The 15,109-nt window shown below is 51.4% G+C and carries 16 protein-coding genes; 4 read left to right on the forward strand and 12 right to left on the reverse strand.

Translation table 11 applies throughout. The annotated features are described in order from the left end of the window. Positions 1 to 15 precede the first annotated feature (15 nt). Genes BLW29_RS06690 through BLW29_RS06725 form a run of 8 tightly spaced genes read right to left on the reverse strand, consistent with a single transcriptional unit; the run spans position 16 to position 8,306 of the window. A complete protein-coding gene (locus BLW29_RS06690) occupies positions 16 to 1,056 on the reverse strand; it encodes a TadE/TadG family type IV pilus assembly protein (protein WP_143044358.1) in 1,041 nt (346 codons plus the stop codon). Further along, the gene (locus BLW29_RS06695; RefSeq protein WP_090977543.1) at positions 1,019 to 3,256 is read right to left on the reverse strand and encodes a hypothetical protein; all 2,238 of its coding nucleotides are present in this window, start codon (positions 3,254 to 3,256) and stop codon (positions 1,019 to 1,021) included. The genes BLW29_RS06690 and BLW29_RS06695 overlap by 38 nt, the downstream gene beginning before the upstream one ends. Positions 3,257 to 3,268: 12 nt before the next feature. Beyond that, positions 3,269 to 3,946 carry a hypothetical protein gene (locus BLW29_RS06700; RefSeq protein WP_090977545.1) on the reverse strand — a complete coding sequence of 226 codons (678 nt, stop codon included), beginning with the start codon at positions 3,944 to 3,946 and terminating at the stop codon, positions 3,269 to 3,271. 25 nt (positions 3,947 to 3,971) lie between these two features. Further along, positions 3,972 to 4,157 (reverse strand): Flp1 family type IVb pilin, encoded by a 186-nt coding sequence (locus BLW29_RS06705; RefSeq protein WP_090977547.1) that lies wholly within the window; start codon positions 4,155 to 4,157, stop codon positions 3,972 to 3,974. Positions 4,158 to 4,184: 27 nt separating this feature from the next. Further along, positions 4,185 to 5,042 carry a type II secretion system F family protein gene (locus BLW29_RS06710; protein WP_090977549.1) on the reverse strand — a complete coding sequence of 286 codons (858 nt, stop codon included), beginning with the start codon at positions 5,040 to 5,042 and terminating at the stop codon, positions 4,185 to 4,187. 21 nt (positions 5,043 to 5,063) lie between these two features. Continuing rightward, positions 5,064 to 5,888: a type II secretion system F family protein gene (locus BLW29_RS06715; RefSeq protein WP_256208433.1), complete on the reverse strand. Its 825-nt coding sequence runs from the start codon at positions 5,886 to 5,888 to the stop codon at positions 5,064 to 5,066. 5 nt (positions 5,889 to 5,893) lie between these two features. Further along, a complete protein-coding gene (locus tag BLW29_RS06720) occupies positions 5,894 to 7,141 on the reverse strand; it encodes a TadA family conjugal transfer-associated ATPase (protein WP_090977812.1) in 1,248 nt (415 codons plus the stop codon). After that, on the reverse strand, positions 7,089 to 8,306 hold the full coding sequence (locus tag BLW29_RS06725) for a P-loop NTPase family protein (RefSeq protein WP_143044359.1): 1,218 nt from the start codon (positions 8,304 to 8,306) through the stop codon (positions 7,089 to 7,091). Before BLW29_RS06725 ends, BLW29_RS06720 begins: the two co-directional genes overlap by 53 nt. A 307-nt stretch (positions 8,307 to 8,613) precedes the next feature. On the opposite strand from BLW29_RS06725, the gene BLW29_RS06730 reads away from it, so the two are divergent. Then, on the forward strand, positions 8,614 to 9,252 hold the full coding sequence (locus BLW29_RS06730) for a nitroreductase family protein (protein ID WP_090977553.1): 639 nt from the start codon (positions 8,614 to 8,616) through the stop codon (positions 9,250 to 9,252). 101 nt (positions 9,253 to 9,353) lie between these two features. Here the strand turns inward: BLW29_RS06730 and ndk are convergent, their stop codons facing one another. Both ndk and BLW29_RS06740 read right to left on the reverse strand, forming a co-directional pair. Then, positions 9,354 to 9,833 carry a nucleoside-diphosphate kinase gene (ndk, locus tag BLW29_RS06735; protein ID WP_090977555.1) on the reverse strand — a complete coding sequence of 160 codons (480 nt, stop codon included), beginning with the start codon at positions 9,831 to 9,833 and terminating at the stop codon, positions 9,354 to 9,356. Between the two features lie 147 nt (positions 9,834 to 9,980). Then, positions 9,981 to 11,780: a M3 family oligoendopeptidase gene (locus BLW29_RS06740; protein ID WP_090977557.1), complete on the reverse strand. Its 1,800-nt coding sequence runs from the start codon at positions 11,778 to 11,780 to the stop codon at positions 9,981 to 9,983. Positions 11,781 to 11,925: 145 nt separating this feature from the next. Between BLW29_RS06740 and BLW29_RS06745 the strand changes: the two genes are divergently transcribed. Then, entirely contained in the window at positions 11,926 to 12,099 is a 174-nt protein-coding gene (locus tag BLW29_RS06745; protein ID WP_090977559.1) for a YycC family protein, read from the forward strand. Continuing rightward, positions 12,096 to 12,332 (forward strand): hypothetical protein, encoded by a 237-nt coding sequence (locus tag BLW29_RS06750; RefSeq protein WP_090977563.1) that lies wholly within the window; start codon positions 12,096 to 12,098, stop codon positions 12,330 to 12,332. The genes BLW29_RS06745 and BLW29_RS06750 overlap by 4 nt, the downstream gene beginning before the upstream one ends. Positions 12,333 to 12,397: 65 nt before the next feature. Here BLW29_RS06750 and BLW29_RS06755 read toward each other — a convergent pair whose 3' ends face one another. After that, on the reverse strand, positions 12,398 to 13,099 hold the full coding sequence (locus tag BLW29_RS06755; protein WP_090977566.1) for a DUF2225 domain-containing protein: 702 nt from the start codon (positions 13,097 to 13,099) through the stop codon (positions 12,398 to 12,400). A 20-nt stretch (positions 13,100 to 13,119) separates the two neighbouring features. Beyond that, positions 13,120 to 13,500, reverse strand: coding sequence for a globin domain-containing protein (locus BLW29_RS06760; RefSeq protein ID WP_090977813.1), 381 nt, complete (start codon positions 13,498 to 13,500; stop codon positions 13,120 to 13,122). A 488-nt stretch (positions 13,501 to 13,988) separates the two neighbouring features. Here BLW29_RS06760 and ylbJ point away from each other — a divergent pair, with 488 nt between their 5' ends. Then, on the forward strand, positions 13,989 to 15,086 hold the full coding sequence (gene ylbJ, locus BLW29_RS06765; protein WP_256208410.1) for a sporulation integral membrane protein YlbJ: 1,098 nt from the start codon (positions 13,989 to 13,991) through the stop codon (positions 15,084 to 15,086). Positions 15,087 to 15,109 lie beyond the last annotated feature (23 nt).

The following is a 15,109-nucleotide window of genomic DNA, read 5'->3' on the forward strand; positions in this document are numbered from 1 at the left end:
AAACCTCCTTCCAAGCTACAGAGCAGCCCTCTTCTCCACTACAAAATGTCTGGCCGCACGCGATGAACCTTCACTTGCCGAAACAATCAGCTCCCAAACACCTGGAGTGGTATTGCCCGATATTAGCCATGTCCATTCCGCAAATCCCTCGTTGTCTGTGTAGGTATCGCCGAGATGCTTTGCCACGCTGTGCCCACTCTTATAAATTACCTGAATGGACAGCTTTCGCCCCGGCGTCGTCAGAACAACAACACGTGCCCGTCTTCCCGGATTAGCCGGTGACGGCTCGAGAAGTACAATTTGAATAGGCGCTTCATCTATTGATGCCGACTCTTGATCCTGCGCTACCGGAATCGAATCGCGTACCCAGACACGTTCTTCAGCACGCTCCCTCAGTACAATCGACTTCTTCGTAAACGGAAATCCCAGTTTGAACTCATACTCTGCCTCGATGAGAAGGGAAACATCTGACCTATTCTTCAAATCAGGAAGCGAAAGCTTACTGAGACGCAGCCTCTCAGGATCGAGCACGGAATTATCGGCTTCTTGGCGAAGCAGCGGTTCAATAATGCCTCTGCCGGCTTCAGTTGCTGCAGCATCGACTATCGGCTTCCAATCCCCTTGCAATGCCGATGAAAGGAGAAGCCCTGCCGGAGCCGGAAGCCAGTCTTCCAGCTTCTCAGCAATGAAATCGACGCCCGGTAATTGTTGCAGCACCGGTGGTAAAGCGGCTTCTGTTCGAGTTCCCGCTTCCGCATCTGCCTGCGGCTCCGTCACCGAATGATCTGCAACCCCCAGTTCATGGTTCTCCCCCACGGATGCACGCAGCTGCTGAAGAGCTAGATCGACGGGATGGATATTGGCTGCTGCCTGCCTTACCGTTTGGGATACTGTACTATGAAGCGCCATCTGCACCGTATTAAGCCGGATCAAGCAAATAAAGAAAATAACGACCATTAGCACAATCGGAAGTAATAAAGCCGCCTCAAGTGTAATGCTTCCGGTTTCGCTGCTCCGTCTACCCGTACGACCAGCCAATGGTATGCGTCGCTTCATATCGATTGCCCTTAACCTTTCCGTTCAGAATACCTGTGCCGGTAAAGCTCTTCATGAGCCCGGGCAGAAACCACAGCTTCACGGAGGAGGTCAATTCTCCAGTCAAACCTGTGGAGACAGAGGATAATGAAACACCGCCTAGGTTACGCTCAATGACCGCGATAATTCGTGCTGTCTTGGCTTCGCTGCTGCCATGCAGCAGCAGAAAAACCCTTAAATAATCCAAATAACTGAATTCCACGGGCGTATACTTGGAAAGCTCCACTTTTCCTTCCTGCGCAATCGTAATCATATCGGCTAGCGATTTCTCTAACCCGTACAGTACCGCTGCGGAGAGTATCAATAACGGATGTCCCAAACCTTTGCAGGCAATAATCCCTTCCATCGTTCGTATCGCCAGCCTTGCTGCGAACACTTCACCGTAAGCGGCGGCCACGTTAGCAGCGGGCTCGTTAAATCCATACAAAATATATTCGACCTCTTGATTCTCGAGAGCAAGTCCCGAAGAGAAGGCTTCTGCAGTCGATTGACCGCTTGCCGGCGAAGAAGAGAACAGCTTAGGATCGAACGAATGAAACCGATGAACGATATATTCATTCACATAGAGCGGATCTCTGATCCCTTCCAGAACATCCGCCATCCCGCTGAAGATCTTTCCCATGGAAGTCATAGATCCCCTTGTCTTCTCACCGGCATCGACATCAGCGTCTTCACCACCAGCCAGGTCATCATCGATTAGCGGCGACGCCGCAGCTTCATTGAGTTTCAGATTCGCTTCCATTCGCTCCTTCACTTCACGAAATGCTTCTTGGTGGTCCTCCTGATTCGGAGCAGACGTCATCGATTGAAGCTGCTGTTTCACTTGAAGCCATTTGCTCTCAGCTGCCGCTTCATTCGACTTTCGTTCCTGATCGCTGGACTGCCGGCTCTCCATCTCCTTCTGCCGGCTAAGGATGACCGTGCCCGGTTGAATGTAGCGATCCCCATAGATGCCATAAGCACCTTCGAGCTGTTGCAAGGATTCCTGTAATAGTTCGGACATACCGATACCTCCAATTGAAGCGAGGACCACCTGACGAAACGGAGCAGCCTTTGCAGCTGCTTGCTGAATATCGACTGTTTGATGCCTAAGTTCTTCTTCATACGCCTCAAACCAAGCTTGATCCAGCACGATCCCTTCTGCAGCCTCACGTGATTCTCGAAGAGTTGACAGCTCCCCCGCTTGCAATGAACCGGATCGCGCGCCGGTAAGCTTCTGCTGATTCATCCGGTCATAGCCGTCGCCCGTTCCTTCTTCACTCATCCGCTTAACCGCATCTTCCATAGCGCTATTCAAGCCTTTTGCTTCTTGAAGTAAAATCATGGCCTTTCGCCCCGATTCACGATGAAGAATGGCCGCTTCATCCAGCACTGCCACGATCGAATCAGCTTCATTACTCGCATAGTTCCGATAGAAATTAATTGCATCCGTGCGTAGAGGGGGCAATTTCTTCATGGAGCGTATCGTATCTTCACTGATCCATTGCTCATAGGAACCATAGAGGCTGACTATATCTCGAGCCGATCCTGTCATTCGTGACCCTATTGCCTTCTTGACGCTGGCAGCGGCTTCTTTCTGAATCGTGATCACTTCCTGCAGCCGCTTCTCTCGTTCATCGTAAAGCTGACGAAGCTGCTCCAGCAATTCCACTGACATGGCGGCTTCCTTCATAGCAGAGGCCATCGGGGCGAACTTGGAGGCTACCTCTAATGTAAAATCAATCGGCGCTTTGTATTTCATTTCCTCCAGCACCTGCCTGTTGAAGACCTGATGAAGGCCTAATACCTCATAGCTGTCCACATGCGATGCTTCCGTCTTCCCGTCGAGGAGCTTGAATCCGCCCTCATCCGAAGTCCAGTTGTGCGACACAGCTTGCGCGAACAACTCACCACGATCAGAACCGCCTGTACCGAACAGACCATACTGCTCGTATAACGCCCCGTCATAAGCAGATAAAGCGGAACGGATGCCGGATTGCGCAGCAAGCCTGCTTTGTTGTTCAAAAGCGGCTATTCGCGCTAAATCGATGAGCAGCGCCGTGAACAGCAGCATGGCTGCAGTCGAAACGATCAAGTAAATCGAAACAGCACCGTCACTGCTCCTCCAGAAGAACGACTGGTTAGGGGCATCATGCCGACCCTTATCATGCAATCGTTGCATTTGATCTGCCTCCTACTGCTCCTGATTCTGAAGAGATTGCCGATTTTGCAGCACTTCACGGGCCTGTGCCTTGCCTTGCTCGGACTCACCGGCAAATCTTCCTGCATAATACCGTACGAGATCCACATTTCGGATGAGCTCAACATGGTCGACTATGACTGCATCCGTTATAGCCATCGGCTCCGAATGGCCAAGCATCGTTTCCAGAGGAGGGATAGATAACGGCTGGCGGAGCTTCACGTCAATTCTTTTCACCCATACCCCTTCATACGTCATCACCCCTTCAAGCGGCTCCCGAACTCTGACTGCTCCAATAGCCATCTTCTTAAGGGGAAGGGATTCAGCGGGAATGTTGGACGTATCCGAAGCATTGACTGAGGTGTCGCCAATCGGAACACTCAAGCTGTTCTCATTGCCGCCAGCTGATCCGAATAACGTTCGCAGTGCCCCATTATCGGACAGCCGCCAATATAATCCGTCGTACTTCCCGGTCACGCCTATTCCGCTGACAGCAGCTCTGGCACTGTTATCCCAGCGGAAAGCTGTTCTCTCTGCCGTTTGTGAGGCAACTGAATACAAGACAACCTTCTGGTAGGTATACATACTAAGCATGAGCAGCGTAATGAGGGCAACAAAAATCATAGGAAACACCATGCTTGCTTCAAGCGTAAAGCTGCCTTCTTCTTGCAACGCCAGCGTACGACACCTCGCGAAACTAGTTGAAGATTTCGTTCGCTTTATCATCCGCATCGCCCATCAATTTCTCCATCAACGCAATAATCCAATCCTTGAAAAGCAGAGCTAATATAATGACTACAGCAATGATAAGTACGATCTCCAGCGTTCCAAGGCCTTCCTCATCCTTCCAAAATTCACGCAGTGCGTTGTTCATGTTCTTCATATCCATTCACTCCTCTATTAGTAGTAGTTAACCGCGCATCATTAAGATCGCAGGTGAGGCAACAAGCACCATAAGCACCATAAAGATACCGACTAGAGGAAAAACAAGCTTCGAGGAAGCTTCTTCACCTCTGGCACGAGCTACAGCTTTACGTTTCTCCCATAAGGAATAAGAGAGCTCCTTCAAAGAAAGGACAAGCTGATCGCCGCCTCGGCGATAATTCAGCAGCAATGTCGTCGTAAAAAGCGACACCTCCTGCACACCGCATCGCCGGCTCAGCGTCTCCATTGCCGCTGCGAAGGATTCGCCATTACGCACGGCTTCGTTTACTTTGCGAAGCTCGATGAACAGCGGAGTTCCGCCCTTCTCATCCTTTCGTTCACCGGCACGCACTAATGCGCGCTGCAGCGTCTCTCCCGCTCCAAGCAATAACATCAGCTTGCTGATCACCTCGGGCAGCAGCAGTAAAATATCCTGCTTGCGGCGCTCCACTTTAGTGGCGGTATCCCGCCATTTCGCTGCAGGCAGAAGGATACCAAGCAGCATGCCTATATACAGCAGCGTCTGCTCCTTGCTGAGTACACTAAGCCATGCTCCCGCACATGCTGCCGCGTATCCTGTACCGATGGACATGGCGACAAAGCCGTCTGTTGCATCTACCGTCCAGCTCCGCCCGTTAAGAATGAACAGCCTTCCATGCAAGCTCGCAAGAAAGGGCTGAATTCGGTTCAGCAATCCGCTCTGCTCCAGCAAATAACGAATGGGGGATGCCACTAATCGTTCTGCCGTGCTCAGCCGACTTCTCTTGTCATGCCGCCTGCATCGCAGCAAAGCCCAACTCCATAAGGCAGTCAATAAAGACCCTATAATAATGGCCGGCAGCAAGCTGCAACCCCCCTTCAACAATTACATGCGGATATTCATAATTCTCGTCATCAGCATAAAACAAAGTCCGAGAAGAAGAAGCGCCGCTGTCAGTATGACGTAGCCAATCCCGCTGTATAAAGGTGCCATATAGTCCGGCGCTGTCAGGCTGAGGAAGGTTAGGAAAACAAACGGAACCGCCATCATAATGCGTGATTCCAACCGCTTCTGCGCTACCATGACCGCGATGTCCTGCTGCACATCCAGCTTCTCGCCAATCATCTGTGAGGTTCGTCTGATCACTTCAACCAAATCACCTCCGGATCGTTTACAGGTTGTAAAGACATCGGTGAACTGCGATATATCATCGATCTGGGCACGTTGGCTCAAATCGATCAGCCCCTGTTCAAGCGTTTCCCCGTAACCCAATCTCGCTGATAAAATTTCAAATTCGACTAGAATCTCAGTCTTCGGATTCGGGTAGAGCAGTCTAAGATCCTCAAGCGCGGTTACGAAGGCATTCTCTACAGAGCGTCCTGCGGCAAGTGAAGATGCGATTGAATAGAGCGCTTCTTTAAATTGAATGGCCAGCCGCATTCGCCGCTGTTCCAGCAAGGATCGCCTATGGATACGAGGAGCGATAATCCCAGCTAATGACAGCACAAGCGCAGCCATAACAGAACGATAAAACAAGAACGAAGCAGCAAAGACCATAACCCCTCCAACAACCACTGCTGCCTTGAATTGCCGACCGGATAAACGATACTCTCCGTAACAAGGAAGCCCCTCTGCGCCGCCTGGTCCTACTGCAGACGCTGCACTCGTCCATCCAAGCCAAAGCATCCAATTCGTTTGCGTGCTCTTCATTCTCTTCAAACACCTTCACCTTCCAAGACTCCAGCTTCTTCTATTCCCGCCATCTGCAGCTTCCACGTCCGGTACAACTTCATATTCTCGCAACGCCGTAATACGCCGGACACACGACCTTCACGTTCACCATCCTCTTGGAACCGGTAAAGGGATTGCAGTACAACCTCACCGTCCTGAACTCCGATGACCTCGGATATTTCAATTACGCGCCTCGAACGATCACGCAAGCGGGATAAATGCACGATAATATCGATTGCCGAACTAATTTGCTGCCTGATGACGGCGATCGGCAAATCCGCACCGCTCAGCACCATCGTTTCCAATCGGGCAATCATATCCCGAGCGCTGTTGCTATGTCCGGTGGATAAGCTGCCATCATGTCCGGTATTCATTGCAGCCAGCATATCGATTGCTTCGCCGCCCCGCACCTCGCCTACAACGATACGATTCGGCCTCATTCGCAGCGAAGCTCGAATCAGCTCTCGCATGGAAATGGCGCCTTTCCCTTCCGTGTTCGCGTTACGCGTCTCCAGCGATACTAAATTGGGAACGGAACGAATTTGCAGCTCGGCTGCATCTTCAATGGTTACGATGCGTTCGTCCTCCGGTATGAACTGAGTAAGAGCATTAAGGAAGGTGGTTTTGCCCGAGCCTGTCCCTCCGCTAATGAAGATATTGTATTTGGCCTTCACCAGCTTGCTCAGCATGGACGCGGCCTCGGAAGTGAGCGCCTCACACGCGATCAGATCATCCATCAGCAGCGGACGCTCAGGAAACTTCCGGATCGTCATCGTTGGTCCTTTCAGAGCAACCGGCGGCAATACGATATGCACCCTCGAGCCGTCCTTCAGCCTGGCATCCACAATGGGCGTAGATTCATTCACTACGCGGTTAACACCTGCAACTACAGATTGAATCAAATCCTCCAGCCGTTCCTTACTTTCAAAAGCCATTGAAAGCCTCGACAATTGACCCGCGCGTTCCACGAACATCTCCTTATGGGAGTTGATCATAATCTCCGTAATGGCCGGGTCATCCATAAGCGGCTGTATCAAATCCAAGCCTCGGAAAGAATGAAACAATCTTCGAACCAGCTGGATTTTCTCACCTGCCGTAATGGGATGATCCAAGCTCCACCGAAAAACCTCCCCTTCAATCCGCGAGCTGAAATCTTCATCCGACATGGCGCTCCCCAGCTCAAGCTGGTTGCGAATTCGCTCTTTGAGCAGCTGGATTGTTTCTTCGTTCAAAGGCGTCACGGTCATCACCTCCCGGCTTCAGCTCGCCAAGCTTGCCTAGCAGCGTTTCGATCGCACCGCGATACTGCGGAGCATCGAAGCACCCAGCCCCGCCCTGCTGTCCGCAAGCAGCCCATTCCTTCACGAATGGAACAGAAGCTGTAATCGACAGTGATGCCATTCTTCCGCTATGCCATTCCGCTTCTGGACTGCCAATTCGTTTCAGCTGAATAAATTGAAATTTCGGTTTCAACTCCGCAAAGGAAGCACCATGCTTCTGCTCGCCATATTGCATGGCTAACTCGGTCTTACGCAAGCTGCTCGGGTCGTTATTCAAGAGCCAGAGCACATGGCGGCTTGCTTGAAACACTCCGAAGTGTACGGCATCCAATCGACTGTCCAAGTCCACCACAATCTTGTCGTATTCCCCCGTCCCCTTAATGGCGCCCAGCAGACTCTTCGCATGCTCAGCCGTAAGAGACAGTCGTTCTTCCGCATTCTCGCAAGGCACGATAAAATCGATGCCGAGCCAAGGATGCCGCTTGCGCAGCGCGATAATTTGGGCAACCGCTTTATCAGGGGCCGCTTGCAGCGTGTACAACAAATTCGAAAGATCCTCTCGGCCATCCCTGCTGTCCCAGAGCGGTGCGGCATTCCACTGTTCCAAATTCAAATAAAAGACCCGAGCACCGCAGGCGGCTGCCTGCCTCGCAAGCTGAAGCGCAAGCGTGGTCTTACCGATTCCACCGGCAGGGGAATACACCGAGATGATGCTTGCCCCGGCTTCAGACCCAGCATCGGATTCGGTATTCCCCTCACCCATCAGCTTTACCGGACGCTGCTCCGAAGAGGCATATAGGGCCGCGAACGACTGCAGGAGCTGCGGCAATGGCTGATACTGCAGCACTTGGTGCTTATGCCCTGAACGTCCAATCTGCCCTACAAGAGCAGCGGCTAACACGCTCTCAGCCAGCTCTCCCAGCTCATCCAATAAGCTTGGTTCTGCGACGAGCAGATCGACGGCATATCCTCCGCGCATGTAACTGCGAAGTGCTGCCGGATTCGTGAAGGCCGTTAACTGCCAGCCCGTTCCGAAGGAGCTCTGACGCAGGTAGTCGCCAAGTCGCTCGATATAACTCGATTCTTGTACAGCAACAATAAGGTTTCGTTTGCTCATACGGATCAATTCCACACTCCTCTTGGCATCCTAATAAAGAAAAAAAGGACGCAAAAAAGCACCATAACAACGCAGATCATCTGCGCGTTACGGTGCTTCCGTAGCGTCCTTGTACAATTGATTTGACCATAATTTACCACATTTTTCATTGTGGAGTCAACCTGCATTTAGAGCAATTTCGCTTTTCGAATTCCTGAATTATGTAGTTGCTTATCTTTTGTAAGTGACTTATAATATTGTAAGTAAGATGGGTAAAGTTAGTTACTTATTTTTACATTCATTCCATTTGGAGAGGGAGATACCTAAAATGACCCAAAACAATACTGTAGCAGCACCATCCGCCGAGCAAGTGATGCGCGAGCGTACATCCGTACGTCAATACAAAAGAGATGTAGTTATTCCAGAAACAACATTGAACGAAATTCTTGAACTGGCAGCAACCGCACCATCTTCTTGGAACCTTCAGCAATGGCGTTTCCTCGTTATCCAAGACCAAGCACAGAAAGATCTTATTCTTCCGATCGCTTACGGTCAACAACAAGTATCCGACGCTTCCGCTGTTATCGTTATTCTTGGCGACTTGCAAGCGCAAATTACCGGCCGCGAAATCTTTGACGGCATGCTTGCAGCAGGCCATGTGACACAAGAAATCCGTGACAATATGGTTAGTCAAATCGAAGGCGCTTATTCGTTCGAGCAAGTTGCACGCGACGAAGCTAACAAGAATGCAGGTCTTGGCGCTATGCAGCTAATGCTCGCAGCTAAATCGAAAGGTTATGACACGGTTCCAATGGGCGGTTTTGACAAAGCGAAGCTAGTTGAAGCTTTGAACATCCCTGCACGTTACATCCCGGTTATGATGATTGCAATCGGTGAGGCAGCTGCACCGGGTCGTCCGACTCCTCGTTTGCCGCTTAGCAGCTTGGTTATCAACGAATCGTTCTAATTCATTCCCACTCATCAAACAAACACACAATAACGAAAGCCCTCCGTTCTCTCTAATCGAGATACGTGAGGGCTTTCTTTGTAATTGCACTCCATGTGCCGTTAATGAATGGAATGCTCATCTCGTGCCACAGCCGTTCTGCCAAATAATTGAGCCGGAGGCTGCACAGCATGCTCGCGATCAAAGAACAGCCCGATTTCACGCGCAGCACTTGCGTCAGAATCCGATCCATGCACAATATTACCCGAAATATCCATGCCGAAGTCGCCTCGAATCGTCCCCGGCCCAGCTTCCACCGGATTCGTCTTGCCGATGATTGCACGCGCATTCTCAACCGCATGAGGTCCTTGCCAGATCATGGCGCACACCGGCCCGGACGTCAAATAATCGACCAATTCACCGAAGAATGGCTTTGACTTCAGCTCCCCGTAATGCGTCTCGGCCAGCTTTCGGTCAATAGTGCGAAGCGATATCGCGGCCAGCTCGAAGCCTTTTTGCTCAAAGCGTGTAATAATAGGGCCAATTAGCCCTCTCTTCACTCCATCCGGCTTTACCATCACAAACGTCTGCTCTACTTGCATACTCCTCGAACTCCTTCCATAAGCGGACAAATCCAAATCCAGATTCCAGTGACAGAAAAACGGCGCCGTCCCCATAAGGCCGCACCGTTCTCTATGAATCATTATTCCACATTATGTCAGGTTTTATCCCTGAGTCGTCTCACAATCTTACGCTTCTTCTGTCAGAGCAAGAAACTCTTCAACGTCTTCTAAAGCAAGCTTAACCGCTTCACGCCAGAAGTCCGGCTCGTCCAAGCGTACGCCAAGATGCTTCTGCGCCAAATCCTCGACCCTCATCAATCCGGTATCGCGAAGCAATGCGACATAGCGGTCCGCAAAAGTCTCGCCTTCTTTCTTCGCTTGCGCATAGATACCGCAGCTGAACAAATATCCAAATGTATACGGGAAGTTGTAGAACGGTACGTCCGTCAAATAGAAATGCAATTTCGATGCCCAGAAATGCGGATGCAGCTTGCCAAGCGCGCCGCTGAACCCTTCCTTCTGCGCCTCCTCCATGAGCTTGCACAGGTCTTCTTGGGTCAGCATACCCTGCTTTCGCTGCTCATAGAAACTCTTCTCAAACAAGAACCGAGAATGAATATCCATAAAATATGAAACCGCATTATTCAGCTTATCATCGAGCAAGGCCAGCTTCTCTTCCCGGCTAACCGCAGCCTTCAGCGCGGAATCAGACACGAGCATTTCGGCAAAAGTAGACGCTGTTTCGGCCACGTTGCTCGCATACTCCTGTGCCAGCGGCGGCAAATCATTCATAACATGCTGATGATACGCATGCCCAAGCTCATGAGCTAGCGTCGAGATATTCGACGGCGTACCGGAATAGGTCATGAAAATCCGTGTTTCCTCACTCTTAGGAAACGACGTACAGAATCCGCCCGGACGTTTACCGGGGCGATCCTCCGCTTCGATCCACGCTTCGCGGAATGCCATCTCCGTAAACGTAGCCAGATCCGGACTGAACGCACGGAACTGCTCCGTAATGAACGCCGCTGCGTCGCTATACGGTACTGTCTTGCTCGCTGAGCCAAGCGGCGCGCTGACATCATGCCAGTCCAGCTGCGAGAGGCCTAGCAGCTTTGCCTTGCGCTCCATGTAGCGGACAAGCCGCGGCTTCCCTTCGGTTACGGCAGACCACATCGCATTCAGCGTAGCCTCGCTCATCCGATTAATCGCAAGCGGCTCCTTAAGCGCCGTAACCCAGCCGCGCTTCTCATACAGCTTCAACCGGAAGCCGGAGATGCGGTTAATCGTATCCGCGCACAGATCCCCCTGCTCCGACCACTCGCGCTCCCACTCCGCGAAAGCAGCCTCTCGCACGCTGCGATCACTATGACTAAGCCTATTGTGCATTTGTCCTGCAGAGAGCTGCTTCACAGTCCCATCGTTCTCGGTGACTTCGAATCGAATACGCGAAACGATCGTGTTATAGAAATCTCCCCAGCCGTGATAGCCGTCAACCGCCAGCTCCGCTGCCAACGCTTCTTCTTTAGGCGGCAGCTTCTCCTTAACGGCTTCACGCCGCTCATTCAGCACGAATGCAACCGGTAAAGCCTCAGCTGAACGAAGCCAATTCCCCCAGCTCTCCTCGTCTGTCCGCAGCAGCAGCTCATCAAAGTTAGTGAGTGCCCCGTTGAACTTGGCCGATAAGGTTTTGACCCGATCATTAAGCCCGTTTGCCGCCGAATCTTTCATTTGCTGCGCTTGCAAGCATCCTACGAAGGAATCCGATTGACGAAGCCGAAGCAAAATCGACTGAACCGCCTCCGTCCATCCTGACAGCTGATCCGGTGAAGCCGGCGTACCGCTTGCAGATGCCGCGGACAGCTCACGTGTCAGGACATCAATATCGTGCTCCATGCCGCTTAATTCCTGAAGAAATGCGGCAGATCCGGAACCTCCCGCATAGATATTTTCTAAATTCCATGTTGTCGGCAATATGGACTGCATAAGAGCCTCCTCTTGTCTGCGCGTTGCGAATTCTATCGTCGCAGTGTATAACTGAATTATACCGTTATCCATGTCCCTTTTTCCATCCCATGCAAATCTGGGCGCTGCCTATGCAGACAAGCCCCAACGATAAGGAGTGTTTACGATGTCTCAACCGTTACAGCTCTCAGCGGAAACCGCGGTTAAGCTGGCGAAGGAATTGAATGTTCCGCTGGAGCATTTGATGCATATGCCAAAACATATTTTGCTGCAGAAGATCGCCGAGCTCGCGAAGAATGCCGCAAGCGACAATGAGGATAAAGGAGCTTCCACGCCGTGATTCCTTTTGAACGTGCCTGGCCTTATGACATTATCATGAAAGACGTATATGTGCCGAGCTGCCCGTTCTGCAAGAAAGACAATGTCCTGCTGCCAATCAGACCTAAGGAGCTTGGCGATATTCGCACAGGCAAGAAAAGACTTCTCGTCTTCCCATGCTGCCATAGCCGGGTAACGGTGATCGATGCAGACCAGGACTATCTCCTTACGGATACGACGCTTCGCCACGCCTAATTCCGCTTCCATGTACGCAAAAAAGCCGTCCGAGCAAAGGCTCAGGCGGCTTTTTATTATTATCCCTACGCGTTCATAGCGGCGGGCTCATCCTCGAAATTGTCTCCGAATTGCTGCTGCTCGCGAAGCAGCTGCCATTGATCGCGGCATGCCCGGATCATGGAAGCATCCTCAATCCGCTTGTCATTAACGACACGCGAGAACCATTTCACCGCGGCATTCGGCTCGCCGATCCGTCGATTCAGCTCCCCCATCAAATACATCAGCTTCGCATTATTGAGCGAACCGCTCTCTGTTTCGAATACGGCTACGTAAGCATCCAGTGCGAAGCGGAGGAACCGCAGCTCCTGTTCCTTCTTATTCTCATACCGATACAGCCATGCAATATGATGAAGGATACCCGCTATGACGCGCTCCTTCTCGTCAATAATGCCTGAACAGAGAAGCGCAAGCTTGTAGCATTCCAGCGCCTGCTCCCTCGTACGCGTGCCGCCGTAATCGCGATAACTCCAGCGGCCTCCCAGCATCTCTTGATAGAGGCTTTTCTGGGCTGCTGTCATTGACGTCTTGCCGTTCTCCGTAGAAGAGAATCCGCATCTCGGGCATACACGTACCACGTAGAAATCAGGGTTGCAATCCGTCTTGTAATGCGAACAGAAATCGGTATCCCGACCGGAAGGTTTCTTAAAGCTTGGGCGCACACGTGACGTCTTATAGGTGGACTCACAGCAAATGCAGGTAATTGAAGTTAAATAGAGTGGATCCATTTCGTCACGTCTCCCTATTGTTATGGTTGTTGATTAACAAAGTGATGCGCCGGTCCCGATAAACGGTCAAGCATTGCTTCCTGCAGCTCTGCAGGCAAGTCCGTTTCAGCAAGGGCTTCCCGCATGCAACCAAGCCAAGCCTCCGCACGTTCAGGTGTTATAGGAAACGGCAAATGTCTTGCCCGCATCATGGGATGTCCATATTCATCAGAGTACAGGGAAGGGCCGCCGAAGAACTGCGTCAGAAACATCGTCTGTTTCTCCATGACAGGTTGTATGTTCGGTGGGAATAAAGGCCCAATCAATGGGTTCTTCTGAACCTTAGAATAGAAGGATTCTACGATGCCTTTAATACCGGCTACTCCTCCGACAGCCTCATATATAGTGTTATAGTTATTCATCGTCATTACTCACTCCGTTTTGTAGGTCTTTTGTAGCACTTTCCTTAATTATTTTAACATAAAACATGAATCTATAGGCACACAAAAAAATGCCCTCTAGGAAGAGGGCATTACGGCAATAGGTGTTGGTACGAATAAGAGTCGGGATAATTCAGCTTTCGTAATCCTCTTCTCCGGGAGCCATCAGGGACTCGCGGATGACGTAGATGAATGCGCAGACGAGGATGCCAGCAATTATACTCATAGTCATCACCTCAAGGCGTTCGATTGATGTAAGACAATTGTAGCATACCCAGAATAAAAATAACATATTGTTTTGCAAGCGTTTTCTAAACATTTTTTCCCCATATTACAGCCAGATTACAGCTCTTTTACACCCCCATTACAGCCCTAGTTAAAAGCATTTTTTCGGACAAGTGATGTTTGTCCTCTCTCTCACATATAGCAGTAATAGTAGGCATTTTACGATTTTCAAGGAGGGCCTCTGCGTGCATGTCGTTCGCTATTTACTTCGTCCGTCCATCATACCGGCTTGGTCAGCGGTTCTGTTCGTTCTGCTGATGATCGGCTTTCCCGCCGAGGCGCTCTCCGCTTCCATTCGGGGGCTCTCCATCTGGTGGGAAGTGCTATTTCCGGCTCTGTTCCCCTTCTTCGTCATTTCAGAGCTGCTGCTTGGACTAGGCATCGTCCATTTCTTCGGCAAAATATTGGATCCGCTCATGCGGCCGCTCTTCCGTATACCCGGTATAGGCGGTTTCGTCGTGACGATGGGGTATGCATCCGGTTATCCTGTAGGGGCAAGACTTACGGCCCAGCTCTGGGAACAAAAGCTTATTAATCGCTCGGAGGGCGAGCGGCTCGTAGCGTTCACGACAACCTCGGACCCCATTTTCCTCATCGGCGCGGTTTCCGTCGGCTTCTTCCACAATGTTGCGCTCGCGCCTGTTCTGGCCGCAGCCCATTATGGCGGCGGTCTCATCATCGGACTGCTGATGCGATTTCATGATCGTAAGGCAGAGGCAACTCTACCCGCAGCAGCAGGCAGCACGGGAGGCAAGAGCAGCACAAACGGGAAGAGAAAAAGCCGTCTCTCCGAGGCTATACACGCCATGCACTTCGCGCGTTTAATGGATGGACGCAAATTCGGCGTTCTCCTTCAAGACGCCATACAAGCTGCGCTGCGGCTCATGATCGTAGTCGGCGGTCTCGTCGTGGTGTTCTCTGTCATCATGGAGCTGTTGCGGCAAGCTGGAGGTATTCAGGTTTTAGCACAAGGCATTCAGTCCTTGCTCAGCCTGATTCATGTTCCGCCTGCCCTCTCAGACGCCGTAGTAAACGGCATCTTCGAGGTTACGCTCGGCGCGCGCTCTGCAGGTGCGGCAGTCAGCAGCGGTCTCGTCCATCAAGCGGCAATTGCCGCATTCATCCTCTCTTGGGGCGGCTTGTCCGTCCATGCCCAAATCGCCAGTCTGCTCAGTCATACGGATCTGCGCTATAAGCCTTTTCTGATTGCTCGGTTCGTACATGGCTGTATTGCCTCCTGCTTAATCTATCTGCTTTGGGGTGCGCTCGGTCCGGCGCTTTGACATTGAATTCGCCACTGATATCC

The sequence above is a fragment of the Paenibacillus sp. CF384 genome (assembly GCF_900106745.1).
In the GTDB taxonomy this organism is placed as follows: Bacteria; Bacillota; Bacilli; order Paenibacillales; family Paenibacillaceae; genus Paenibacillus_Z.

Coding starts and splice junctions, on each gene's coding strand:
- BLW29_RS06690 (WP_143044358.1), bottom strand. CDS start 1,056: ATGAAGCGACGCATACCATTGGCTGGTCGTACGGGTAGACGGAGCAGC.
- BLW29_RS06695 (WP_090977543.1), bottom strand. CDS start 3,256: ATGCAACGATTGCATGATAAGGGTCGGCATGATGCCCCTAACCAGTCG.
- BLW29_RS06705 (WP_090977547.1), bottom strand. CDS start 4,157: ATGAAGAACATGAACAACGCACTGCGTGAATTTTGGAAGGATGAGGAA.
- BLW29_RS06715 (WP_256208433.1), bottom strand. CDS start 5,888: ATGAAGAGCACGCAAACGAATTGGATGCTTTGGCTTGGATGGACGAGT.
- BLW29_RS06725 (WP_143044359.1), bottom strand. CDS start 8,306: ATGAGCAAACGAAACCTTATTGTTGCTGTACAAGAATCGAGTTATATC.
- BLW29_RS06730 (WP_090977553.1), top strand. CDS start 8,614: ATGACCCAAAACAATACTGTAGCAGCACCATCCGCCGAGCAAGTGATG.
- ndk (WP_090977555.1), bottom strand. CDS start 9,833: ATGCAAGTAGAGCAGACGTTTGTGATGGTAAAGCCGGATGGAGTGAAG.
- BLW29_RS06740 (WP_090977557.1), bottom strand. CDS start 11,780: ATGCAGTCCATATTGCCGACAACATGGAATTTAGAAAATATCTATGCG.
- BLW29_RS06745 (WP_090977559.1), top strand. CDS start 11,926: ATGTCTCAACCGTTACAGCTCTCAGCGGAAACCGCGGTTAAGCTGGCG.
- BLW29_RS06755 (WP_090977566.1), bottom strand. CDS start 13,099: ATGGATCCACTCTATTTAACTTCAATTACCTGCATTTGCTGTGAGTCC.
- BLW29_RS06760 (WP_090977813.1), bottom strand. CDS start 13,500: ATGAATAACTATAACACTATATATGAGGCTGTCGGAGGAGTAGCCGGT.